23 protein-coding genes are annotated in these 23080 nt (G+C 56.5%); 20 read left to right on the forward strand and 3 right to left on the reverse strand.

The genetic code is table 11. The annotated features are described in order from the left end of the window. The first annotated feature begins 28 nt into the window (after positions 1 to 28). The 16 genes from cobJ (at position 29) to AAFJ72_RS05430 (ending at position 16160) form a co-directional block, all read left to right on the forward strand. Positions 29 to 1810: a precorrin-3B C(17)-methyltransferase gene (gene cobJ, locus AAFJ72_RS05355; RefSeq protein ID WP_432776333.1), complete on the forward strand. Its 1782-nt coding sequence runs from the start codon at positions 29 to 31 to the stop codon at positions 1808 to 1810. 35 nt (positions 1811 to 1845) lie between these two features. Next, on the forward strand, positions 1846 to 2787 hold the full coding sequence (locus AAFJ72_RS05360) for a sirohydrochlorin chelatase (protein WP_432776334.1): 942 nt from the start codon (positions 1846 to 1848) through the stop codon (positions 2785 to 2787). A 13-nt stretch (positions 2788 to 2800) separates the two neighbouring features. Continuing rightward, positions 2801 to 3568 carry a precorrin-6A reductase gene (cobK, locus tag AAFJ72_RS05365; RefSeq protein WP_432776335.1) on the forward strand — a complete coding sequence of 256 codons (768 nt, stop codon included), beginning with the start codon at positions 2801 to 2803 and terminating at the stop codon, positions 3566 to 3568. Between the two features lie 59 nt (positions 3569 to 3627). Next, positions 3628 to 4278: a precorrin-8X methylmutase gene (locus AAFJ72_RS05370; RefSeq protein ID WP_432776336.1), complete on the forward strand. Its 651-nt coding sequence runs from the start codon at positions 3628 to 3630 to the stop codon at positions 4276 to 4278. 4 nt (positions 4279 to 4282) lie between these two features. Then, a complete protein-coding gene (locus AAFJ72_RS05375) occupies positions 4283 to 5419 on the forward strand; it encodes a cobalt-precorrin-5B (C(1))-methyltransferase (protein WP_432776337.1) in 1137 nt (378 codons plus the stop codon). After that, on the forward strand, positions 5382 to 6611 hold the full coding sequence (gene cbiE / locus AAFJ72_RS05380; protein WP_122906563.1) for a precorrin-6y C5,15-methyltransferase (decarboxylating) subunit CbiE: 1230 nt from the start codon (positions 5382 to 5384) through the stop codon (positions 6609 to 6611). Before AAFJ72_RS05375 ends, cbiE begins: the two co-directional genes overlap by 38 nt. Next, a complete protein-coding gene (gene cobI, locus AAFJ72_RS05385) occupies positions 6608 to 7321 on the forward strand; it encodes a precorrin-2 C(20)-methyltransferase (RefSeq protein WP_432776338.1) in 714 nt (237 codons plus the stop codon). The genes cbiE and cobI overlap by 4 nt, the downstream gene beginning before the upstream one ends. Further along, a complete protein-coding gene (gene cobM, locus AAFJ72_RS05390; RefSeq protein WP_432776339.1) occupies positions 7318 to 8097 on the forward strand; it encodes a precorrin-4 C(11)-methyltransferase in 780 nt (259 codons plus the stop codon). Before cobI ends, cobM begins: the two co-directional genes overlap by 4 nt. Then, on the forward strand, positions 8094 to 9236 hold the full coding sequence (locus AAFJ72_RS05395; RefSeq protein ID WP_432776340.1) for a cobalt-precorrin 5A hydrolase: 1143 nt from the start codon (positions 8094 to 8096) through the stop codon (positions 9234 to 9236). Before cobM ends, AAFJ72_RS05395 begins: the two co-directional genes overlap by 4 nt. After that, positions 9233 to 10609 (forward strand): cobyrinate a,c-diamide synthase, encoded by a 1377-nt coding sequence (locus AAFJ72_RS05400; protein ID WP_432776341.1) that lies wholly within the window; start codon positions 9233 to 9235, stop codon positions 10607 to 10609. Before AAFJ72_RS05395 ends, AAFJ72_RS05400 begins: the two co-directional genes overlap by 4 nt. Further along, on the forward strand, positions 10602 to 12119 hold the full coding sequence (locus tag AAFJ72_RS05405; RefSeq protein WP_432776342.1) for a cobyric acid synthase: 1518 nt from the start codon (positions 10602 to 10604) through the stop codon (positions 12117 to 12119). The genes AAFJ72_RS05400 and AAFJ72_RS05405 overlap by 8 nt, the downstream gene beginning before the upstream one ends. Next, a complete protein-coding gene (gene cobT / locus AAFJ72_RS05410; protein ID WP_432776343.1) occupies positions 12119 to 13168 on the forward strand; it encodes a nicotinate-nucleotide--dimethylbenzimidazole phosphoribosyltransferase in 1050 nt (349 codons plus the stop codon). Before AAFJ72_RS05405 ends, cobT begins: the two co-directional genes overlap by 1 nt. Further along, positions 13165 to 13953 carry a uroporphyrinogen-III C-methyltransferase gene (cobA, locus tag AAFJ72_RS05415; RefSeq protein WP_432776344.1) on the forward strand — a complete coding sequence of 263 codons (789 nt, stop codon included), beginning with the start codon at positions 13165 to 13167 and terminating at the stop codon, positions 13951 to 13953. The genes cobT and cobA overlap by 4 nt, the downstream gene beginning before the upstream one ends. Before the next feature lie 89 nt (positions 13954 to 14042). Then, a complete protein-coding gene (locus AAFJ72_RS05420) occupies positions 14043 to 14696 on the forward strand; it encodes a precorrin-2 dehydrogenase/sirohydrochlorin ferrochelatase family protein (RefSeq protein WP_432776345.1) in 654 nt (217 codons plus the stop codon). A gap of 221 nt (positions 14697 to 14917) precedes the next feature. Next, complete coding sequence (locus AAFJ72_RS05425; protein WP_432776346.1) at positions 14918 to 15610, forward strand: hypothetical protein; 693 nt, start codon at positions 14918 to 14920, stop codon at positions 15608 to 15610. Further along, entirely contained in the window at positions 15600 to 16160 is a 561-nt protein-coding gene (locus AAFJ72_RS05430) for a peroxiredoxin family protein (RefSeq protein ID WP_432776347.1), read from the forward strand. The genes AAFJ72_RS05425 and AAFJ72_RS05430 overlap by 11 nt, the downstream gene beginning before the upstream one ends. A gap of 78 nt (positions 16161 to 16238) precedes the next feature. Here AAFJ72_RS05430 and AAFJ72_RS05435 read toward each other — a convergent pair whose 3' ends face one another. After that, a complete protein-coding gene (locus AAFJ72_RS05435; protein ID WP_432776348.1) occupies positions 16239 to 16736 on the reverse strand; it encodes a cation:proton antiporter regulatory subunit in 498 nt (165 codons plus the stop codon). A 277-nt stretch (positions 16737 to 17013) separates the two neighbouring features. Here AAFJ72_RS05435 and AAFJ72_RS05440 point away from each other — a divergent pair, with 277 nt between their 5' ends. Continuing rightward, positions 17014 to 17268 (forward strand): hypothetical protein, encoded by a 255-nt coding sequence (locus AAFJ72_RS05440; protein ID WP_122906574.1) that lies wholly within the window; start codon positions 17014 to 17016, stop codon positions 17266 to 17268. 126 nt (positions 17269 to 17394) lie between these two features. Here AAFJ72_RS05440 and AAFJ72_RS05445 read toward each other — a convergent pair whose 3' ends face one another. Further along, positions 17395 to 18690, reverse strand: coding sequence for a dicarboxylate/amino acid:cation symporter (locus tag AAFJ72_RS05445; protein ID WP_432776349.1), 1296 nt, complete (start codon positions 18688 to 18690; stop codon positions 17395 to 17397). A 252-nt stretch (positions 18691 to 18942) separates the two neighbouring features. Here AAFJ72_RS05445 and AAFJ72_RS05450 point away from each other — a divergent pair, with 252 nt between their 5' ends. The 3 genes from AAFJ72_RS05450 to AAFJ72_RS05460 all read left to right on the forward strand — a co-directional run bounded on the left by AAFJ72_RS05450 (position 18943) and on the right by AAFJ72_RS05460 (position 21952). Next, entirely contained in the window at positions 18943 to 19686 is a 744-nt protein-coding gene (locus AAFJ72_RS05450) for a stalk domain-containing protein (protein ID WP_432776350.1), read from the forward strand. A gap of 168 nt (positions 19687 to 19854) precedes the next feature. Continuing rightward, positions 19855 to 20535 (forward strand): response regulator transcription factor, encoded by a 681-nt coding sequence (locus AAFJ72_RS05455; RefSeq protein WP_309479449.1) that lies wholly within the window; start codon positions 19855 to 19857, stop codon positions 20533 to 20535. Further along, the gene (locus AAFJ72_RS05460) at positions 20525 to 21952 is read left to right on the forward strand and encodes an ATP-binding protein (protein WP_432776351.1); all 1428 of its coding nucleotides are present in this window, start codon (positions 20525 to 20527) and stop codon (positions 21950 to 21952) included. The genes AAFJ72_RS05455 and AAFJ72_RS05460 overlap by 11 nt, the downstream gene beginning before the upstream one ends. 24 nt (positions 21953 to 21976) lie before the next feature. Here AAFJ72_RS05460 and AAFJ72_RS05465 read toward each other — a convergent pair whose 3' ends face one another. Then, entirely contained in the window at positions 21977 to 23026 is a 1050-nt protein-coding gene (locus AAFJ72_RS05465) for a DctP family TRAP transporter solute-binding subunit (protein ID WP_122906579.1), read from the reverse strand. Positions 23027 to 23080 lie beyond the last annotated feature (54 nt).

Genomic DNA, 23080 nt, shown 5'->3' on the forward strand with positions numbered 1-23080 from the left:
CGCAGGCAATGGAAAGGGGAGGGGCCGTATGAGCGGCAAGTTGTTTGTGATCGGTTTTGGTCCAGGAAGCTTTGAGCACATCACCAAGCGGGCCAGGGAGGCACTGCAAGAGGCAGACGTGATTATCGGCTATTCGACCTACGTGGATTTGATCCGCGGACTTTTGACGAACCAGGAGATCGTCAGCACCGGAATGACGGAGGAAGTGACGCGTGCGCGCGAGGCGGTGCGTCAGGCGGAGGAAGAAGGCAAAAAAGTAGCGGTTATCTCCAGCGGCGACTCCGGCGTCTACGGAATGGCGGGACTGATTTACGAGGTGCTGGTGGAAAAAGGCTGGACGGAAGCGACTGGCGTTCCGGTTGAAATCGTGCCGGGCATCTCGGCGATCAACTCCTGTGGTGCGATTCTCGGCGCACCGATCATGCACGACGCCTGCACGATCAGCTTGAGCGACCACCTGACGCCGTGGGAGCTGATTGCCAAACGGATTGACGCAGCCGGGATGGCCGACTTTGTCATTGCCCTGTACAATCCGCGCAGCGGAAGACGGACGCGGCAGATCGTCGAAGCGCAGCGCATCCTGCTGCAATACCGCTCTCCAGATACCCCGGTAGGTATTGTAAAAAGCGCCTATCGCGAGCGCGAGACGGTTGTCGTGACGACGCTTGCGCAAATGCTGGAGCACGACATCGGCATGCTGACGACGGTCATTATCGGGAACTCTTCGACGTTTGTCTACGATGGCAAAATGATTACGCCGCGCGGCTATCAGCGCAAGTACACGCTGTCTGCGGATGAGCAGCCGTTGAAGCCGCATCAGCGCCTGCGCGTGGAAAACGAGCCGTGGTCGCTCGAAGCAGGCGGCGAAGCGGTGAACGCAACAGCGGCCACGCAAGCGCAGCCTGCGAACGAGCGCCCTGTACTGGCTGGAAAAGCTGCAGAGCAAGCGACGTCGGAAGCAGCGTTTTCCGGCACGGCGAGCAGTACGGCTGTACTGGAAGCGCCGCCAGTGAAACAAGAGGCGGGGACAGCGAAGCCAAAGGAAGAACGTACGCCGTTTGAATGGGCGAGTCAGGCGCTCGATACGCTCCATGCAGCCAAAGGCATCGAGACGAAGCCAGCCGCTGCAAAAAACGTGCGCCAAGCCTCGGCATTTCAGCCGGAAATGATCTTTGAATTTGCCGTCAGTCCAGGGATCGCCAACAAAAAAATTACGCCGCAGCAAATGATGGCGATTGGTGAGGTAGCGGGAGAAAAAGGCGAGATCGAATACACGCCGCACCACCAGATGATTTTGCGCGTGCCGACAGCCAATCCTGACAGCATCACGGGCCGCCTGCGCGAACTGGGTCTGCTTCTCAGTCCGATTGGGGACGTGGTGCAGGTCAAAGCGTGCGATTTTTGCGACGGCGAGAAAAAAGACAGCATCCCGTATGCGGAAGAACTGCACCGGAGACTGGGCGGAAAAGAAATGCCGAAGGAGCTGAAAATCGGCTTCAACGGCTGCGGAATGGCTTGCTACCGAGCGGTGCAGGAAGATATTGGAATCGTGTTTCGCAAAGGCAAGTTCGACCTGTTCCTGGGCGCGAAAACGGTCGGGCGCAATGCGCACTCCGGCATTCCGGTCGCGGAAGGCATCGACAAGGAGGACATCGTGCCCATTGTCGAGCGAATCGTGAACCGCTTCAAAAAAGAGGCATTTCCGAATGAGCGCTTCCACAAGTTTTTCCAACGGGTAGGCGAGTTGGAAGGCTACGCCTGGTACGAACCGGCCATGCCTGAAATCGAGAACGCCGCTTGCGGCGACTGATCGGTGAGTTTGAACAAATACGAGGGGGAAACGAAATGGACGCGGTACTATTTGTAGGACACGGCAGCAAGGACCCGGAGGGCAACGAAGAGGTACGGCAGTTTGTCGCTTCGCTTGCGCCAGAGCTCGATGTGCCGATTATCGAGACGTGCTTTTTGGAGTTTGCGCGACCAGACATGCTTCAAGGCTTGAATACGTGCGTCGCTCGCGGGGCTACGCGGGTGGCGGTCATCCCGATCATCCTGTTTTCGGCGGGACATGCGAAAATCCACATTCCGGCGGCCATTGACGAGGCGAAGGAACTGCATCCGCACGTACAGTTCATCTACGGCCGGCCAATCGGCATTCACGAGGAAGTTATCAACATCTTGTCTACACGCATGGCGGAAGCGGGCTTTGCCTCCGGGGAAGACCATGACGATCTGGCAGTGCTCGTGATCGGGCGCGGCAGCAGCGACCCGGACGCGAACAGCGATATTTACAAAATGTCCCGCCTGTTCTGGGAGCGCTACAGGGCGCGGTGGGTAGAGACGGCTTTCATGGGCGTGACCTATCCGCTCTACGACGAGGGCGTGGAGCGCTGCCTGAAACTCGGCGCGAAGCGGATCGTGCTTTTGCCGTACTTCCTGTTTACAGGTGTGCTGATTAAGCGGATGAGCGAACAACTGGAAAAGTTTCGCCAGCAATATCCGGAAGCCCAGTTTGAGCTGGCCGAGTATTTCGGCTTCCACCCGCTCCTGAAAAAAGTGATAAAAGACCGGATCGAGGAAGCGCTGCACGGAGAAGTGAAGCTGAACTGCGATACATGTCAGTACAGGCTGGCGGCGATGGAGCATATTGGGCACCATCATCACCACCATCATGACGACGAGCACAGCCATGGACACCATCATCACCACCATGGCCATCACCACGATCACGACCACGAGCATCACCACCATGCTCACAACCACAAGCACGACCACGTAACCAAGTAGGAGGAGACACAGCATGATTCTGGTACTGGCTGGAACGAGCGACGCCCGCGAACTGGCTCTGTTAATCAAGGAAAACGGCTACGACCTGCTGACTACCGTCGTAACGGACAACGCTGCGAAAAGCATGGAAGAAGCAGGCGTGCCCGTCCAGGTCGGACGCTTGAGCGCAGACGACATCCAGCAGTTGATCCAAAAGCGGGGCGTGCGGTGCGTAGTAGACGCAAGCCATCCTTTTGCCGAGGAAGCCTCGAAAAACGCCATGGCGGGCGCACAGGGCGCAGGTGTGCCGTACATTCGCTACGAGCGGGAGAGCCTCGCTGCGCCAGGCAGCGAAAAGCTGATCGTCGTCGAGGATTACGTGCAGGCCGCTGAGCTTGCCGCGAAAAAGCGCGGGGTCATCATGCTGACGACGGGCAGCAAGACGCTGAAAACGTTCACGGACCGTCTGCTGGGCCTGCCGGATACGACGTTGGTTGCCCGAATGCTGCCGCGCCTAGACAACATGCAAAAATGCGAGGAACTCGGCGTGGAGCAAAAAAACATCATTGCGATGCAGGGGCCTTTTTCCAAGGAGCTGAACAAGGCGCTCTACGCCCACTACGGCGTGACCTTGATGATTACGAAGGAGAGCGGCAAGGTCGGCGCTTTTGACGAAAAGGTGGAAGCGGCGCTGGAAATGGGCATCGAGACCATCGTCATCGGACGGCCGAAAATCGACTACGGGACCAAGTTTTCCGATTACCAAAGCGTGCTGGACCAGCTCAAAGCGGTTGTTCAATAGCGCGCCGTACCGGTTGAGGAAGGAGCACGCACCCAAACAACTGACTGGAGGGAATAACCATGGATTTCAAGACGGAATTCAAGCCTTTGACAGTACAACCGCAAGAGATCGAGGACAAGAGTTTTCAAATCATTACCGAAGAGCTGGGCGAGCATTCTTTTACCGCCGAGCAATTCCCTGTCGTGCAGCGCGTCATTCACGCTTCCGCAGACTTCGACCTCGGACGCAGCCTCGTTTTCCATCCGGATGCTGTGAAATCCGGTATCGAGGCGATCCGCAGCGGAAAAACCGTCGTTGCCGACGTGCAAATGGTGCAGGTCGGCATCAGCAAGAACCGGATCGAAAAGTTCGGCGGCCAGGTAAAAGTGTACATATCCGACCGTGATGTCATGGAAGAAGCGAAGCGCCTCAACACGACGCGCGCGATCATTTCCATGCGCAAAGCGGTGAAGGAAGCAGACGGCGGCATTTTCTGCATTGGCAACGCGCCAACGGCTCTCCTGGAGCTGATCCGCCTGGTGAAGGAAGGCGAAGCGAAGCCAGGGCTTGTCATCGGAATGCCAGTCGGCTTCGTATCTGCGGCAGAGTCCAAGGAAGAGCTGGCGAAGCTTGACATTCCGTTCATTACGAATATCGGACGCAAAGGCGGAAGCCCGGTGACCGTCGCCGCGTTGAATGCCATTTCCATCATGGCGGAACGGTTGGGATAAGCAGATGGCAGCGAAAGCAGCGTCGGAAGAAAAAGAGGCGAAACCCCTCCGCCACGGCTATACAACCGGATCATGCGCAACGGCGACGACCAAGGCTGCTTTGCTCGCGCTCATCACCCAGGAGCGGCAAACAGAGGCCACCATTCGTCTGCCGATTGGCGAGGATGTGACCTTTCAGATGGAGAGCTGCGAATTTTCGCCGGAAAAAGCGACCGCGGGCACGATCAAGGACGGCGGCGACGACCCGGATGCGACCCACGGTGCGCTCATTCTCTCCACCGTGGAATGGTCCGATCAGCCGGGGATTATTCTGGACGGCGGCGTCGGTGTCGGTCGGGTGACCAAGCCGGGACTGCCTGTTCCAATCGGTGAAGCCGCCATTAACCCCGTGCCGCGCAAAATGATTCGCGAAACCGCCCAGGCGGTGCTCGATGAGTACGGGACAAAGCGCGGCATCAAAATTGTCATTTCCGTGCCGGAAGGTGAGGAAATCGCCAAAAAAACGTTAAATGGACGACTTGGCATCCTTGGCGGCATCTCGATTTTGGGGACGCGCGGAGTCGTGGTGCCGTTTTCCACGGCTGCCTACAAAGCGAGCGTAGCGCAGGCGGTCAACGTCGCCAGGGAGGCGGGCTGCGACCACATCGTCCTGTCCACTGGCGGCAAGAGCGAATCGTTCGGGATGGCCGCCTACCCGGAGCTGTCCGAGGAAGCGTTCGTGGAAATGGGAGACTTTGTCGGTTTTGCCCTCAAGCAATGCAAGAGGCGAAACATACGCAAGGTGACTCTGGTTGGGATGATGGGTAAATTTTCCAAAGTGGCGCAGGGCGTCATGATGGTCCATTCCAAAAGCGCTCCCGTCGATTTCGGCTTTCTCGCCCAGATGGCGGAAGAGGCAGGTGCGCCGCAAGAGCTGATCCGCGAGATACTTACCGCGAACACGGCCTCGCAGGTTGGGGACCTGATGGCAGATACGCCTGCCTTTTTCGAGATCATGTGCGCGAACTGCTGCCGGGCGGCCCTTGCGGAAGTGGGCGGCGGCATGGAGGTCGAAACCATCATCATTACTATGAAAGGGTCCCAGTTGGGAAGGGTGACGATCAATGACACAAGCGATGAAAGTAATCGGGATCGGGGATGACGGACAGCAAAGCCTGCTGCCGCTGTACCGGACCTGGATTGAAGAGAGCGAGCTTCTGGTCGGCGGAGAGCGGCACCTTGGCTTTTTTCCGGAGTACAAAGGGGAAAAGCGGGTGTTGAAAGGCGGCTTGTCCGCAATGGTGGAAGAGCTGCGCTCCGAGACGCGCAAGACGGTCATTCTCGCTTCGGGCGATCCGCTCTTTTACGGGATCGGCAGCTTGCTGGCGAAAAAGTTGAACGTGGAAATTTACCCGCACCTAAGCTCCATCCAGCTCGCTTTTGCCAAAATGGGCGAGGCGTGGCAGGACGCGGTGCTCGTCAGCGTGCACGGCCGCAGCATCAAGGGACTGGCACAGCGCATCGACGGCAAGGAAAAGGTCGCACTGCTCACCGACCGGGAAAACTCGCCCGCAGCGATCGCCAACTACTTGCTGTCGTTTCAGATGACCGAATACGAAGCGTTCGTGGCGGAGAACCTGGGCAGCGCCGACGAGCGGACAGGCTGGTACACGTTGCAGGAAATGGCGGATGGCGTCTTTTCCGATCTGAATGTCGTCATTTTGAAAAAACGCCGTCCAGGCCCGGTCTGGCCGTTCGGGATTGCAGACGAGGAGTTTTCCCAGCGCAAGCCGGACAAAGGACTGATTACCAAAAAAGAAGTGCGCATTTTAAGCATTGCCCAACTGCAATTGCACGCCAAAAGCATCGTCTGGGACATCGGCACGTGCACAGGCTCTGTTGCGATTGAAGCGGCGCGGATCGCGCGGGAAGGTGCAGTGTACGCCGTGGAGAAAAACGCGGACGATCTGGAAAACTGCCGTCAGAACATGGCGAAGTTCCGCGCGGATTTGACGGTTGTGCATGCGCGCGCGCCGCAAGGACTGGACGAGTTCCCGGACCCCGATGCGGTGTTCATCGGTGGCAGCGGCGGAGAATTGCGCGAGCTTTTACATATTTGCTGCACGCGCTTGCGTCCAGGCGGCCGGATCGTGGTCAACGCAGCGACAATCGAGACACTGTACGAAGCGACGCAAGCCTTTGCAGAGGAAGGCTTTGAAACCGCAGTGACATTGGCGCAGCTATCGCGCAGCAAGCCGATTTTGTCTCTGACGCGGTTTGAAGCGTTGAATCCGATCTACATCATTACAGCCTGGGCGAAGCAGGCAGAAGAACAAGGGGGAGACAGCAAGTGAGCAAGGTCGGAACATTGTACGGATTGGGCGTAGGTCCCGGCGACCCGGAATTGATTACGGTCAAGGCATTCCGCCTGCTGCAGCAATCCCCGGTGATCGCCTACCCGAAAAAGCGGATGGGCAGCAAAAGCTACGCGCATCAAATCGCGGAGCTGTACGTGCAACAGTCAGAAAAAGAAATGCTCGGACTGGTATTCCCGATGACACGGGACAAAGACATTTTGGAGCGTGAATGGAAGCAAACGGTGGAAATCGTCTGGGAGCGTCTGGCGGAAGGAAAAGACGTTGCTTTCGTGACGGAAGGCGATCCGATGTTTTACAGCACATTTATCCACATGATGCGGGGCATGCAGGAGGCGCACCCGGAAGTGCCGATTGTGACCGTGCCGGGCGTCTCGTCTTTTCTCGGAGCAGCTTCACGCTTCAACCTGCCGCTTGCAGACGGCGACGAGCAGATCGGGATTATTCCGGCGACAGATGATCGGGAAGCGATGCGAAAAGCGCTGGAAAGCCACGATACCGTCGTGTTTTTGAAGGTAGCAAAAGTGCTGCCGATGATAATCAGTTTGCTGAAAGAAATGGGCCTCGCAGACAAGGCCGCTGTTGCGACAAAGGTCACTTCATCGGAAGAGATGGTCTGGACGGACATGCGCGAGTTGGAGCGGGCAGAGCTTGGCTATCTTACGCTGATGGTGGTGAAAAAGGGATGAAACTGTACATAGTGGGAGCGGGTCCCGGCGACCCGGATTTGATTACGGTAAAAGGCTTGAAGCTGCTGCAAAAGGCAGACGTGATCCTGTACACCGACTCGCTCGTCAACGAAGAGCTGGTGGCGCTCGGCAACCCTGACGCGGAGGTGCTGCACAGCTCGGGCATGGCCCTGGAAGAAATGGTCGAGCTGATGGTAGACCGGATCAGGAAAGGCAAAACGGTGGTACGTCTGCACACGGGCGATCCGTCTGTGTACGGGGCGATCATGGAGCAGATTGCCTTGTTGAAGGCAGAAGGCATCGAGGTGGAAATCGTGCCTGGCGTAAGCTCTGTGTTTGCGGCGGCAGCGGCGGTAGGTGCAGAGCTGACGATTCCCGAGTTGACCCAGACGCTGATTCTTACCCGCGCGGAAGGACGCACGCCTGTGCCGGACAAAGAAAAGCTGCGCTCGCTCGCGGAGCATCATTGCACGCTGGCTCTGTACCTCAGCGCGACCTTGACGAAAAAAGTGGTGCGCGAGCTGATCGAAGCGGGCTGGAGCGAGGATACGCCCGTCGCCGTCGTGCAGCGGGCGAGCTGGCCGGATCAGTTGATCGTGCGCACGACCTTGAAAAATCTGGATGAAGACATGGGCAAACACGGCATTCGCAAGCACGCGATGATTTTGGCCGGCTGGGCTCTGGACCCGAACATTCACGAAAAAAGCGAGCAATACCGTTCCAAGCTGTACGATAAAACCTTCACGCACGGGTACAGAAAAGGTGTGAAAGAATGATAATCGAACTGGTCGAAGGAGAAATTCCCGTCATCCGTCAGCGGGGCGATTACGCAATTGTCGCCATCACGAAGCACGGGGTCGAGATGGCCCGCGATCTGGCGCAAAAATTTCCCGGGACAGATTTGTACTACATGAGCAAGTTTGCGCGCGGGGACGAGGAAGCGCGCGGCATCCAGCTTTTTTCCAACAGCGTGCGCATGCTGTTTCCTGCGCTGTGGCCCGCGTACAAAGGGCTGATTGTCATTATTTCGCTCGGGGCGGTCGTGCGCATGATCGCACCGCTGCTCGAAGATAAAAAGAAAGATCCGGGCGTTGTCGTCATCGACGACCGGGGGGAAAACGTCATCAGCGTGCTGTCCGGCCATCTGGGCGGGGCCAATGAGCTTGCCCGCGAAGTGGCGGCGGTCATGGGCGCTCGGCCGATCATCACGACCGCTTCTGACGTGCAGAAAACGATTCCGGTCGATTTGTTCGGCCGCCGTTTTGGCTGGGAGTGGGATTCGGCCGACAAGCTGACGCCTGTGAGCGCTGCGGTCGTCAACGAGGAACACGTAGCCGTGGTCAATGAATCCGGCGAGCGCGACTGGTGGATGCATGACACGCCGATGCCGCCATCCATCAAGGAGTATGCGAGCATCGCCGAAGCACAGGCTGCCAGGCCGCAGGCGGCTCTCGTCGTATCACACCGCCTGCTCACGCCAAAGGAACAGACGATTCTCGACAACGGCGTCCTGTATCGTCCGAAGGTGATCGTGCTGGGGATGGGCTGCAACCGGGGAACGTCTGCGGAGGAGATCGAGGCGGTTATCCGCGAGACGCTGGACGAGCTGCAATTTTCGATCAAGAGCGTCAAGGCGCTGGCCACGATTGAGCTGAAAAAAGACGAGGCCGGATTGATTGCCGTATGCGAGAAATACGGCTGGCCGTTCGTCTGGTACTCGCCGGAGGAACTGAATCAGGTAGAAATCAGCGAGCCGTCCGAGACGGTATTCAAGTTTACGGGAGCGTACGGAGTGAGCGAGCCTGCGGCCAAGCTGTATGCAGGCGTCGACGAGCTTGTTTTGACCAAGAAAAAGTCAGGCAACGTGACCATTTCCGTCGCGCTGATGCCTTATCATAAGGAGGAACGCCCATGACGGACAGCCGCCGTATCGTCATTGCCGGAACAGGCAGCGGAGCGGGGAAAACGACAGTAACCATCGGGCTGATGGCCGCCTTGATCGAAAAAGGCCATATTGTGCAAGGCTTCAAGTGCGGTCCTGACTACATCGACCCGACTTACCACACAGCGGTGACGGGCAGAGTGTCGCGCAATCTGGACAGCTTCATGCTGGAGCACGACGTCGTGAAGGAGATTTTTGTCCGCGGCAGCGCAGGCGCGGATATTTCGATCATCGAAGGCGTCATGGGCATGTACGACGGCAAGGAAGCGACCAGCGACAAGGGGAGCACGGCTGAAATTAGTATTCTGACAAAGTCGCCTGTATTGCTTGTCGTCAATTGCCAGAGCATGGCACGCAGCGCGGCTGCAATTGTAAAAGGCTTCCAGATGCTCAACCCGCAGGCGAAAATCGTCGGCGTGATCGCAAACAAGGTTGGCAGCGAAGGTCACTACAAAATCGTCAAGGCAGCGATTGAGCAGGAGTGCGGGATTCCGGTTGCCGGCTACCTGAAGCGGGAAAACGAGCTGGAAATTCCGGAACGCCATCTGGGACTCGTGCCGTCAGTGGAGCGCGGCGAGCTTGCGCCGCTCTTTTCCAGGCTGGCTGACCTGATCCAGGAGACGGTAGACCTGGAGCTGGTCTGGGAACTGGCCAAAGCCGAGCCGCTGCAAGTGGCTCCGCAGCTGTTCGCACCGCGTGACGAGGCTTTCGACGTCACGATTGCCGTAGCGAAAGACCCGGCGTTCCATTTTTACTATCCGGAAAATTTGGAGCTGCTGCAGGCATACGGCGCGAAGCTGGCCTTTTTCTCGCCGCTTGCGGGAGAGGGCGTGCCGGAAGAAGCGGACGGTCTGTACATCGGGGGAGGCTTCCCGGAGGAATTTGCCGCAGAGCTGTCGCAAAACGAGGCAGTGAAGGAATCGTTTCGCCAGGCAGTCGCAAAAGGCTTGCCGACGTTGGCTGAGTGCGGCGGATTTATGTTTTTGACGGAGGCGATTGTGACGACAGAAGGAGTGAGCTACCCGATGGTCGGACTGATCCCCGGCAAGGTGACGATGCAAAAAAAACTGGCGGCGCTCGGCTATCGCGAGGTGCGCGGCAAGGAGGGCAACTTCCTGATCGGCCCCGAGGAACAGGCAAAAGGCCACGAATTCCACTATTCGACCTATGCCACCGATGAGCAGCTTCCTGCGGCCTACGAGACAAAAGGCTTGCGCGGCACCAAGCCGGAGGGCTTTGCCAAAGACAACCTGGTCGCGGGCTACACGCACTTGCATTTTGGTTCCAATCCGGCACTGGTGCAGCGCTGGCTCGGGTTGTGCGCGGAGGTGGCTTCCCGTGACTAAAGCCCTCCCGCTGATGATTCAGGGAACCAGCTCGGATGCCGGAAAAAGTGTGATCGCGACAGCGTTTTGCCGCATTTTTGCCCAGGACGGCTACAAAACAGCTCCGTTCAAGTCGCAAAACATGGCGCTCAACTCGTATGTGACGCTCGACGGAAAAGAAATCGGGCGGGCACAGGGCGTTCAGGCGGAGGCGGCAGGGATTCTCGCGACGACCGACATGAATCCGATCCTCATCAAGCCGACGCGGGATGCGGAGTCGCAGATCGTGGTGAACGGCGAGCCATACGCCAACATGAAAGCGATGGCGTACCGGACGGATTTTTACGACGAGGGACTGCGAATCATACAGGAGTCGTATCAGCGGCTTGCTTGCGACTACGAGCGGATTGTCATCGAAGGCGCGGGCAGTCCGGCGGAGATCAACCTGAACGACCGCGAACTGGTGAACATGCGGGTTGCCCGCCTGACGAACGCTCCGGTCATTTTGGTGGCGGACATTGAGCGCGGCGGCGTGTTTGCCAGCCTCGTCGGCACGCTGCAACTGCTGGAACCGGAGGACCGCGACCGGGTGATTGGCGTTATCATCAATCGTTTTCGCGGCGATCTGTCGCTGTTACAGCCAGGTCTGGACTGGTTTACGCAGTACACAGGCAAGCCAGTGCTTGGCGTGGTGCCGTTTATTCCCGATCTGTGGATCGACGCGGAGGATTCGCTCATTTTGCATCGCTACCAGGGGCAGCGGGAGACGCCGCGCGAGCTGGATATTGCTGTTTTGCGCTATCCGCGCATCTCCAATTTTACGGACGTCGACCCGTTTTTTGTGGAGCCGGACTGTCGCCTGCGCTTTGTGACCCGGCTGGAAGAGCTGGGCGATCCGGACATGATCGTGCTGCCTGGCAGCAAAAATACGTTGGAAGACTTGCAATTTTTGCGCGAGACGGGATTGGCGGCGGCTGTGAAAAAACGGCATGCAGAGGGCAGAGCATACGTGGTAGGCTTGTGTGGGGGCTATCAGATGCTGGGCGAGTCGATTCTGGACCCGGCCGGGGTGGAGTCGCCGCTGCAGCAGCTTGACGGGCTGGGACTGATCCCGATGGTGACGACGATGGAGCAGAAGAAAACGACGGTGCTGTCCCGCGGCGAAGCTGCATTTGCCGGGGAGCAGCTTACGCTCGAAGGCTACGAGATTCACATGGGCCAATCCGTTTATGCCAAAAGCGAATTTCCTTTTATTCAGATGGGAGATCGGGCAGAAGGCTATTGTCACGAGGAACGCCGGCTGATCGGGACGTATTTTCACGGACTGTTCCACAATGACCGCTTCCGCAGCCTTTTGCTGAACGCGATTCGCGCGAAAAAAGGGCTTGCGCCGATCACAGAGCGCCCGTCGTTCGTGGCGCTTCGCGAGCAGGGTTACGATCTTTTGGCGGATACGGTACGCCGTCATGTGCGGCTGGATCAGATCGAAGAACAGATGAAAGCTTATCAGGAAAAAGAGGTGCGTAAATAATGGCAGGCTTGGAAGTGCAGTTTCCGGCGATTGCGCCGCGAAACCAGGAAGCAAGTGAGCAAACGAGACAGCATGTGGATCAACTGACAAAGCCGCTCGGCAGTCTGGGACGTCTGGAGGAGCTGGCTGTCGAGCTGGCGGGGATGACGGGCGAGACGTTTCCTGTCGTCACGCCGCCGGGCGTACTTGTTTTTGCCGCCGATCACGGGGTAGCCGCAGAAGGAGTGTCGGCCTACCCGCAAGAGGTGACGGCGCAAATGCTGCTGAATCTGGTGAACGGCGGCGCAGGCATCAACGTTTTCGCGCGGCAAATCGGCGCGATTCAAAAATTCATCGATGTCGGCGTGGCCGTAGAGGTCGAAGCGCCAGGTATCATCAAGCGAAGAATCAAGGCAGGTTCGGGCAACATGCTGAAGGAAGCTGCCATGTCCGCTGACGAGGCGCAGCGCGCGCTCGCAATCGGCATCGAGATGGCCGGGCAGATTATCGACGAAGGTGCCAAGGTGCTGATTGTCGGGGAGGTCGGGATCGGCAACACGACGGCGAGCAGCGCGATCCTCGCTGCCTTGACCGGAGCAGACCCGGACGAGATCGTCGGCCGCGGCACAGGACTGGACGACGCGGGCTGGCAGCGCAAAAAAGCGGTCGTTCGCGAAGCGCTCGCCCTGCATCGCCCGGATGCCGACCGACCGCTTGATGTTTTGGCAAAAGTGGGCGGACTGGAAATCGGCGCGATGGCAGGCGCGATGATCGGTGCGGCTGCAAGGCGCGTTCCGGTGCTTTTGGACGGCTTTATTGCCACTGTGGCGGCACTGCTCGCCGTGCGGCTTGCGCCAGGAGTAGCGGACTATTTGATTGCCGGTCACCGCTCCCAGGAGCCGGGGCACACCTATGTGCTGAACGTACTCGGCAAACAGCCGCTTCTCGACCTGAACCTGCGGCTTGGCGAAGGCAGCGGAGCGGCAGTCGCGTTTTCCATCGTCGAAGCGTCGTCGCGGATGGTTCGGGAGATGGCGACATTTGCACAGGCGGGAGTCAGTGACCGATGAGCGGTGCAGGCAAAGTGTATCTCGTCGGCGCTGGCCCCGGTGATCCGAAGCTGATTACCGTAAAAGGTCAGGAATGTCTGCAAAAGGCAGACGTAGTCGTCTACGACCGGCTGGCGAATCCGGCTTTGCTTGCGCTCGCCCCGGAAACGGCGGAGCGCATCTACTGCGGCAAGCTGCCCGATCATCACACGATGCGGCAGGAGTCGATCAATGAGGTGCTGGCCGAAAAGGCGCTGGCAGGCAAGGTGGTCGTGCGGCTGAAAGGCGGCGACCCGTGCGTCTTTGGCCGAGCGGGAGAAGAAGCGGAGTATTTGGCTGCGCGCGGCGTCGCGTTTGAAATCGTGCCGGGCGTAACGGCAGGCATCGCCGCTTCGGCGTACGCGGGCATCCCGGTGACGCATCGCGACCACGGTTCGTCGTTCGCCGTGGTGACAGGGCATCTGCGCGAGGACAAACCGGAGCTGGCGGTGGACAAGTGGCGGGCGCTGGCAGGCGGGATCGATACGGTTGCCTTTTACATGGGCGTCGCCAATCTGCCGCTCATCCGCACGCAGCTGATGAAGTACGGCCGCGATCCACAGACGCCCGTCGCCGTCATCTCCTGGGGGACGCTGCCTCAGCAGGCAGTCGTGACAGGCACGCTCACGGATATTGAGGACCGTTTGGCAGAAAATAGCCATATCACCAATCCGGCGATCATTCTCGTCGGGGACGTCGTGAAGATGCGGGAGAAGATCAACTGGTTCGAGGCTTCGCTCGGGCCAGGCGAGGGGATTCCCGGTTAAGCCAGAGCATGCGAGGCGAGGGCCGGGTGAGGCGGTCGGATGAGCCATCCGGTTGTTTGTCCGAAATATTGTGGGAGGTGGGATGCCGGATGCGGCCTTATGCCATGATGGTCAACCTGGAAAACAAGCGCTGTGTGGTCGTCGGCGGCGGGCAAGTCGCAGAACGGAAAATCGCCAGTCTCCTTGCCGCAGGTGCAGCCGTCAGCGTCGTGAGTCCGGCCTGTACAGCGGCGATTCGCGAATGGGAACAAGCTGGCAGGCTGACGCTCTGGCAGCGCCCGTTTGCTCCCGCAGACGTCGCGGGCGCCGTGCTCGTCATCGCGGCGACCAGCGATCCGGCTGTCAACCTGGCGGTGTACGAGGCGTGCGATCCGCAGCAATGGGTCAACGTGGTCGACCGTCCCGATCTGTGCTCGTTTACGGTTCCGTCCGTAGTCGAACGCGGCGATCTGACCGTCGCCATTTCCACCGGAGGAAACAACCCCGGTCTGGCCAAAAAACTGCGCCGTCAGCTGGAAGCGTGGATCGGGCCGGAGTACGAGGACTACACGCTCTTTTTGGGCAAAATGCGCCGCCGCGTACTCGCGCTGGACGAGCTAGGTCTGGCAGACAAACGCGCCATTTTGGCAGAGCTGCTGGACGACCGTTTTTTGCACTGGACCCGAAGCGGGGAGATCGCGCGCAGGGACCGGGAGGCAGAGGCGCTGGTGGCAGGATGGCTGGGAAAACAGGAAGAAACGTAAGCACAAGCAACCTGAGCCTGTTTGGAAGATGGGCTTGGGTTGTTTTTTTGTGAAAAAGGTATCTAACAGAAGATAGGGGAAAGCTTCCTTTTTGCGCTCGTACAGCAGGCACACGCCCCATCACGCTTGCAACACTATTTTGCCCGGAGCATTCCATTATCCCCCTTTTCCTGATATGTTGATAGGTGGTACAAGCTATCTTTTCCAAGGAGGAAGCAGCTTTGTCGGACGCCTTTCAGATCGGTCCCTTTTTGTTGAAAATGAGCACGCTGGCTGTGATCGTCTCCATTGCCAGCGGCTTTCTTGCGATTACGTTTCTGTTTCCAAAAGAGAGAGCGACAAGAGTGGCCATCACAGAGCTGCTGAGCAACGCGCTTATTCTCGCTTTTTTCGTCTGGAAGCTCAGCTATGCGCTGTTTCATCTGGAGCAACTGTTGCAAAATCCTTCGTCGATTCTCTATTTCTCCGGGGGTGAAAACGGAGCGTGGCTCGCAGTCGTGGGGGTTGTGGTCTATCTCGTGGTGACGGTGCGCAAAAAAGCTTTGCCGATCCAGCTTGTGGCCTGGGCAGTGGCGACAGGCTTTTTGGCTGCGGCTGGCGTACATCATCTGCTGACGGCTTTGCTGGAAAAAGGCGGCGTGTGGTACCACGGCCAGCAGCTCATGCTCTGTCTGTTGTTCATCGTCTGGCTGCAACGAATGCGCGAAGCACTCAGCGAACTGACTGCCTGGCTTGCGCCGCTCATGTGGTATGCAATCGGGCAGGTCTACGTGCTGTTTTATTTCGAGCCGCGCCAAGCGGTATTGCTTGGACTGTCCGCCGAGCAGCTCATCTGTTACGGCTGTGCCCTGCTGCTGCTCTTTTTATCCAGGCGCGCAAGCCAAGTGAAAGGAGAGGGGCTGGATGAAACGTAATCAGATAGCGGCTGTGGTCGTGCTGATCGCCTTGTTGGCGTGGGGAGTCGTGGATGCATACGTGCTCGACAAAGGAGCGGGAAACGCGGCGACAAACGGAGCGAACAGCAGCGTGCCAATCGGGCTGGAAAAAGGCAATCTGGCCCCGGATTTTGAACTGCGGCAGCTTGGTGGCGACAAAGTGAAGCTGTCCGATTTTCGCGGGAAAAAAGTCATCGTCAATTTATGGGCGACCTGGTGTCCGCCGTGCCGGGCGGAAATCCCGGACATGCAGCGGTTTTACGAAGCAAACAAGGCGAACGGCGTCGTCATTTTGGGCGTCAACCTGACGGCAACGGAGACGAAGCCGGAAGATGTGGAGAAATTTGTCCAGGCGTACGGCATGACCTTTCCCGTGCTGCTGGATGGCGAGAAACAGGTCTCTGACGTGTACAAGGCTATTTCTATTCCGACCAGCTTCATCATTGACAGCCAAGGCGTGATCCGGGAAAAGTTCATTGGCCCGATGAGCTACGAATGGATGGAGAAAACGCTGGGGAGAGTGCAGTAAATAGCGTGCAGGCCCGAGGTGCCGCTTGTCCGCTTTTTCCCCAGGCTGCCATTTGCGGAGGCGAACTGCCTCCCATGCTCAATTACTTCCGTTGCTGAGAATGGCCTTGAGTGCCTTCACCTGCTTTCGCTCTCCCGCTACAACCAGCGTGGAGCCTGCACAGAGCACATACTCGGGACCAGGGTTGATGGTTTGCTTGTGATCTTTTTCAATGACAGCGATAATCGTGGCTCCGGTCTCCTGACGCACATCAAGCTCGCCGATGGTCTTGCCGATTGCGCGTGCGTCCGGCTCGATCTTGTACCACTCGATCATGAGCTTGTCCAATGCGATCTCGACTGTCTCCAAAGCGGTTGGCTTGTAGGTCAGCCCGCCGACGATTGCGGCAACCTGCCTTGCTTCGTCATCGTCGAGTGTGACCATCGAGATGTTGTCATCCGGATCTTCGCGGTCAAAATGGTACATTTCCCGGCGTCCGTCATCGTGAATGACGATAACCAGTTTATCGCCGCTTTTTGTATCTACCTGATATTTTCTGCCGATGCCCGGCAAATCTGTTTCCCGAATAGAGAACATGCAACAGCCTCCTTCATAAATCCAATGTGCTTGTATAGGTAATCACTCTTTAACGAGAAAGAGCACTCTGCATGCCGCCGATCCTTTATTGGAATGATAACTGCGCCGAAGTTACTGCAGTCATCATCCCGCTGCTTGCACGAGTGTACTGTCGACATACGTACCTATTATCCATTATTATACACGAAGCGGCATCTGCTTTTTGGACGGAATAGAAAATGATATAGATGCAACAAACTCCGACAGAATTGACACATTTTTTAAGGGTGATGAAAGCGTGGCCAACAAGCAATATCGTTTAACCGAAGCCGAATGGCATTTTATTCAGGATATGCGCTCAATGGAGATGGATGAGCTATTGGACATCGTGATTGCCTTGCGCAATGAAGTGCGGGAGCTGGAGAAAAAAGCAGAGATTATCCGGGAGCGGGAGAAGGAGAACTGGCTGGAGGAATACCAGGCTGCGCAGAAGCGAATCAAACATTTGCGCCAGTTCGAGCAGGATTTGCGCAAGACATGGCCACATGATTGAGCAAAAACCAACGCCTTTTGCAAAAAAAGAGCCTTGCACGCAAGAAAGGGAACCTACCGACAGCAGGTTCCCTTTTGTATTGGAAGCGGAAAGCACTAGCCAAAATCAGCCGTGGAGATCATGATGTCAGGCCAATATCGCTTTGCCCTCTGCTTCCTGTTCCGAGCCTGGTTCTGTTGCCTCACTCGCTTGCTGGACGCGTCCAGGGTGGAATTCGTCCTCCTGTTTGGCAATGACAACCGCTGCTACGCCGTTTCCGATCAGGTTCGTAATGGCACGCGCCTCGGACATGAAGCGGTCAACCCCGAGCAGCAGGGCAATACCTTCGACCGGAATCATCGGGAAGGCTGCCAGTGTAGCCGCCAGCGTAATGAAGCCGGAGCCTGTCACGCCTGCCGCGCCCTTGGACGTAATCATCAAAATGCCGAGCAGCGTCACCTGCTGCCAGATGCTGAGATCGACGCCGTATGCCTGGGCGATAAACATGGCGGCCATCGACAGGTAGATCGAGGTTCCGTCCAGGTTGAACGAATAGCCTGTAGGAACGACGAGACCGACGACCGATTTGGAGCAGCCGTACTTCTCCAGACGGTCCATCATCCGCGGGAGAGCGGATTCGGAAGAGGAGGTGCCGAGTACGAGCAAAATTTCTTCCCGAATGTATTTGATAAACGAAAAGATGCTGAATTTGTAGTAGCGGGCGATACTGCCCAGCACCAGGACGATGAACAAAAACATGGTGACGTACACCGCTGTCATCAACAGGCCCAGACGGGAGAGAGAGCCGATGCCGAATTTGCCGATCGTGTAGGCCATGGCACCGAATGCCGCCAGCGGGGACACTTTCATAATCATGTTGACGACGCCGAAAAATCCGTGTGTCAGCTTGTCAAACAGCTTGATGACTGGCTGGGAGGCTTGCCCCATCGCCGCGAGCGACAGCCCGAACAGCACAGCGAAGAACAGGATTGGCAGCAGTTCGCCTTTTGCCATGGCACCGACGACGTTATCCGGGATGATGCTGACGATAAAATCAACGAAGCCGTGGCTCGATTGCGCGGCAGCCTCTGTGTACTTGCTCACGTCTCCGCTCGTCAGGCCCGTTTTGTCGAAGCCTTCGCCCGGTTTGATAATGTTGACGACGAGCAGTCCGATGGCAAGGGCAATAGTGGTAACGATTTCAAAATAAATCAGCGCCTTGCCGCCGATCTTGCCGACCTTTTTCATGTCGCCCATGCTCGCGATTCCGTTTACGACGGTGAAGAACACAATCGGCGGAATGACCATCTTAATCAGCTTGACAAAAATATCCGCCAACACTTTCAGTTCCGCGCCGAATTTGGGAGCAAAATGCCCGACGATAATACCGAGAATAATGGCAATCACGACCTGGACGGTCAGGTTTTTAAAGTTGATCCGCATCGAACCGACCCCTTTTCACTAAATGTCTTTGTAAGCGCTTCAACTGTCTATTTCGCATTGTATAGAATGGACAAAAAATTGAGAATGATACGGTCATATTGGTTGTTTTGGTCGTTTTGGTCATGGAGTTCCCTGAAACTGGAATGGGAAAAATGCAACGTTGACATATTCTCGACACGATCAATAGGTAAAGTAAATGTTGTACATAGCAACATGACTTGAAAAAGACAACCGGGAGAAGGAGGATTTTCGATGTTCAAAAAGCAGTATCTGGCAGTTTTCTCAGCGGTGGTTCTTGCGACAAGCTTGCTGCCGACAGGCTCTCAGGCAGCGACTGGAACAAAAAACTTGCAGGCAAAGTACAACAATATCAAGGTTTTGTATAACGGCGTAGCCGTTCCGACTACCATCGAACCATTTATCGTCAACGGAACCACCTACATTCCGCTGCGCATGATGGCTGGCGTGTTCAACAAGGAAGTCGTCTGGGATGGCAATACGTACACCATCACGGTAAAAGATCAGGCTGATGCCCAGCACGCGGCTGAACTGGCGGCGCGCGATGCGCAAATCCGCAGCCTGCAAAGCAAGATCGACTCGCTGAACAAACAAATCGCTGACCTGGAAGACGATCTGGAAGATGCGAAGAAGAAAAAAGACGACGATTTCGACGATGAACTGGATGACTTGGAAGATCAACTGAACGACGACTACGAAGATTTCCGCGGCGCTGAGTGGGATATTTCCCTGAGCGGCGACGAGGATGAGATCGAGGTGGAAATCGCTCTCGACTTCGACGAGTATGAGGACGAATTGGACGATTCCGACTTTGAAGACCTCGTGATTAACGTCATCGAAGACATCTGGGATGAATTCGACGATGCAGACGTAGTCGGCGAGATCGTCGACAGCAGCAACAACGACAAGACAAAATACGATTTTGAAGGCGATGCAAGAGATGGCGACATCTACTTCGAGGACGACATTATCAACTAATCGCATTCAAATAAGGCCTTGCCTCTTATACAGGGGCAAGGCTTTTTTCCTATTTTCCATAATCCGCAAATCCAAATATAAAAAGAACGAGGTAAACTGATAGTATAGTAGTACCTACTAGAAGGAGAGAACCATGCGAGCAATCGCAAATGGGAGAATAGGGAGCTTATGAAAAGCATTTTGTTGGTAGAAGACGAACTGGTGATCTCGCGTGTACTGAAAGCGTACCTGCAAAAAGCGGGCTATCAGGTCTGGCAGGCTGAAGACGGAGTAGAAGCGATCCGCCTGTTTGACGAAAAAAAGCCGGCTCTCGTTCTATTGGATCTCATGCTCCCCGAGCGGAGCGGTTGGGAGATTCTGCAGTATATTCGGGAAAAAAGCGCCTGTCCGGTCATTATCATGACAGCGCTGGGGCAAACCGATCAAAAGCTGAAAGGGCTGAATCAGGGAGCCGACGATTACATAACAAAGCCGTTTGTCGCCGAGGAAGTGGTGGCGAGGGTCAATGCCGTGCTGCGTCGGTCGGTTATTTTGGTGAAGGATCAGGAGACGCGTTTTTTCGGCAGTCTGAAAATCAATTTCCAGTCCCATAACGTCACGCTGCACGGGCTGGAACTGGTGTTTCATCCGCGCGATCTGTCCCTGCTGCTTTTTCTCGCGCAAAATCCGAACCAGACATTTACCCGCGAGCAGTTGATTGAGCAGGTGTGGGGAATGGACTACGGAGGCAGTGACCGTGCTGTGGACCTGGCCATCAAGCGCGTGAGAAAAACATTGGAAAATTGGCCCGCCCATGAAGGCGAGATTAAAACGCTGCGAGGGGTGGGTTATCAGTTCTGTGTTTACTAAGAAAAAGGAGCCCGTTTCGCTCCTGCGCTACTGGACGACCCGTTACCTGCTGACTCTTGCCGTAGGCTTGCTCATCGTCGGGGCGGTGTCTGCCTATTGGATCAAATATGCTGCGGTTGAAAAGCAAATCGAGGTGACGCGGCTGTTTGCCGAGGAAGTGGCGGATCGGGTCGTAGACGACGAAGGCAACATTTTGGTCGGAGACAAGCTGCATCAGGTGCTGGACAATCGGCGCAGGTTCATGGGAGTGGATCGCAACCTTGTTCTGTTCATCAAAAACAGTGAGGGAGAGGTCATCTACAGACGCCCGGGGATACTGCCGCCCGTGCTTGAAAAGACGCTTCCCAGTTTGCTTGAGCGGGCGGATACGGACGACACGATCAGGCAAGCATCAGGCGACACGCTTTACGTAATCAGGGAAAATTTGGAATATAATGACAATCGGATCGGGAAGGTCATCCTGCTGTTTCCGGAAACCGACATCAAGATCGGCAGGGAGCAACTGCAGTATTTGGTCATCATGCTCGTCAGCCTTGGCATACTCGGCTGGGCCGTCATTTACTTTCACTCCCGGCGGTTGTCCGAGCCGATTCAGCAAGTCGTGCTGTCGGCGCGCAAAATCGTGGAAGGCAACTACGATGTGGCGATTACGCAGCCGATCCAGGAGCGGGAAATTCACGAGCTGGTCTACACGTTCAAGGAGATGGCTGACCGTCTTCGCCAACTGGAAAGCATGCGGACAGAGCTTCTGGCCGGAGTGACGCACGAGCTGAAAACACCAGTGACCTCAATCAGCGGACTGGTCCAGGCGATTAACGATGAAGTCGTATCGGGGGCAGAGCAGAAGGAATTTCTGGAGATATGCCTGCGCGAAACCAAGCGGTTGCAAAAAATGGTGGAGGACTTGCTCGATTTCAACTCGTTTGCCGTGGGGGCGATTACCGTCCACAAGGAGGAGCAGGACATCAGCAAGCTGGTCAGGGAAATCGCCTCGCAGTGGCGGATCGTGCAAGACCTGGAGGAAATCTCGTTTGCGGTCGTCATCCCGGAGAAGTCTGTGACCGTTTTTGTTGACCCTGTCCGTGTGCAGCAAATTTTGACCAATCTGCTGAACAACGCGAGACAGGCGATTGGAAAAGCGCAAGCCGACGGCAGCATTGAACTGGTGCTGTATGAAACCGAAAGCGACGTGCGCATGGACGTAAAAGACAACGGCCACGGGATTCCAGCAGAGGAGCAGCCGCTTGTCTTTGAGCGGTTCTTCCGCGGAAGCAACAAAAAAGACAAGGTGCGGGGACTCGGCCTTGGGCTGTCCTACTCGCGGATGATGGCCAAAGCGCTGGGGGGCGACCTCATGCTGCGGCATAGCAGTGAACGAGGCTCCGTCTTTACACTCATTCTGCCAAAGCGGGGTTGAGACTTCTGAAAACGGGTGAGAGCTTCACTGTCTCTGGTGAAGCTCTCTGATTTTTTCCATCAGGTCAGCGCCGATGCTTTCCGCGAACTTGTCGTAAACGGGCTGCACAGCCTGAATCCAGGCTGCCCGCTCTTCTGCTGTCTGCACGTGAATCTGGATGTTATTCTGCTGCTGGAGCAGGCGCAGTTGGCTCGCATTCATGGAAACAGCCAATTGATTGTTGTACGCGGTTGCTTCTTGCATCGCCTCCGTGATCGCTCGCTGAATATCCGGGGGCAGCTTGTCCCAGAACGATTGATTAATGATAACCGTGTAGCCGAGAAAGCCGTGGTTGCTGATGGTCATATACTTCTGCACCTGGTACAGCCGCTTCGTGTACACGTTGGAAATCGTATTTTCTTCGCCGTCCACTTCTCCGTTCGCCAGCATGCTGTACAGATCGCCGAAGTACGAGCCGATCGGAATCGCCTGAAAAGAGCGAAACTGCGCTTCCAGTACGGCGCTCGGGATGATGCGGAAACGCTGGCCGACAAAATCGTCCGGCGCAATCAGCGGGCGGTTGCCTGTCATTTGCTTGAAACCGCTGGACCAGAAGGCAAGCCCCTTCATGTTGGATTGTTCCAGGGTGGAAAACAGCATCTGTCCGATTTCGCCATTGAACACTTTTTCCACATCCTCCTGCGTCCGGAACAGGTAGGGCAATTCGAGCACAGCCCATTGGGGGATCGTGCTGGACAGATGCGAGAAGGCGGGGGCGATCATTTGCACATCGCCATTTTGCAAGGCAGACATCTCGGTTTTTTCGGAGTGCAGCACACTGTTGGGGAACACCTGCACTTCCACGCGCCCGTTTGTCTTGTCTTTGACCAGTTGGGCAAAGCGTTCCACCGTCAAGCCTTTTGGCGTGTTTTCTGCGACTACGTGGCTGAATTTGATGATGATGCGCTCGGACAGTCCTTCCTGTACCTCGTCATAGCCGAGCTTTTCCAGCGACAGGTCTGTTCCGAAGCCGATGATGACAGCGCTCACAAGTCCGATCAATCCAAACAGCGCGATGCTCAGAAACGATCTCATCTTTTCTTTCACCTGCCTGCGAACAGTTGATTTGCTGGATGTACTGTACCAAAA

Origin of the sequence: Brevibacillus gelatini (assembly GCF_050920745.1) — a bacterium.
GTDB classification, from domain to species: domain Bacteria; phylum Bacillota; class Bacilli; order Brevibacillales; family Brevibacillaceae; genus Brevibacillus; species Brevibacillus gelatini.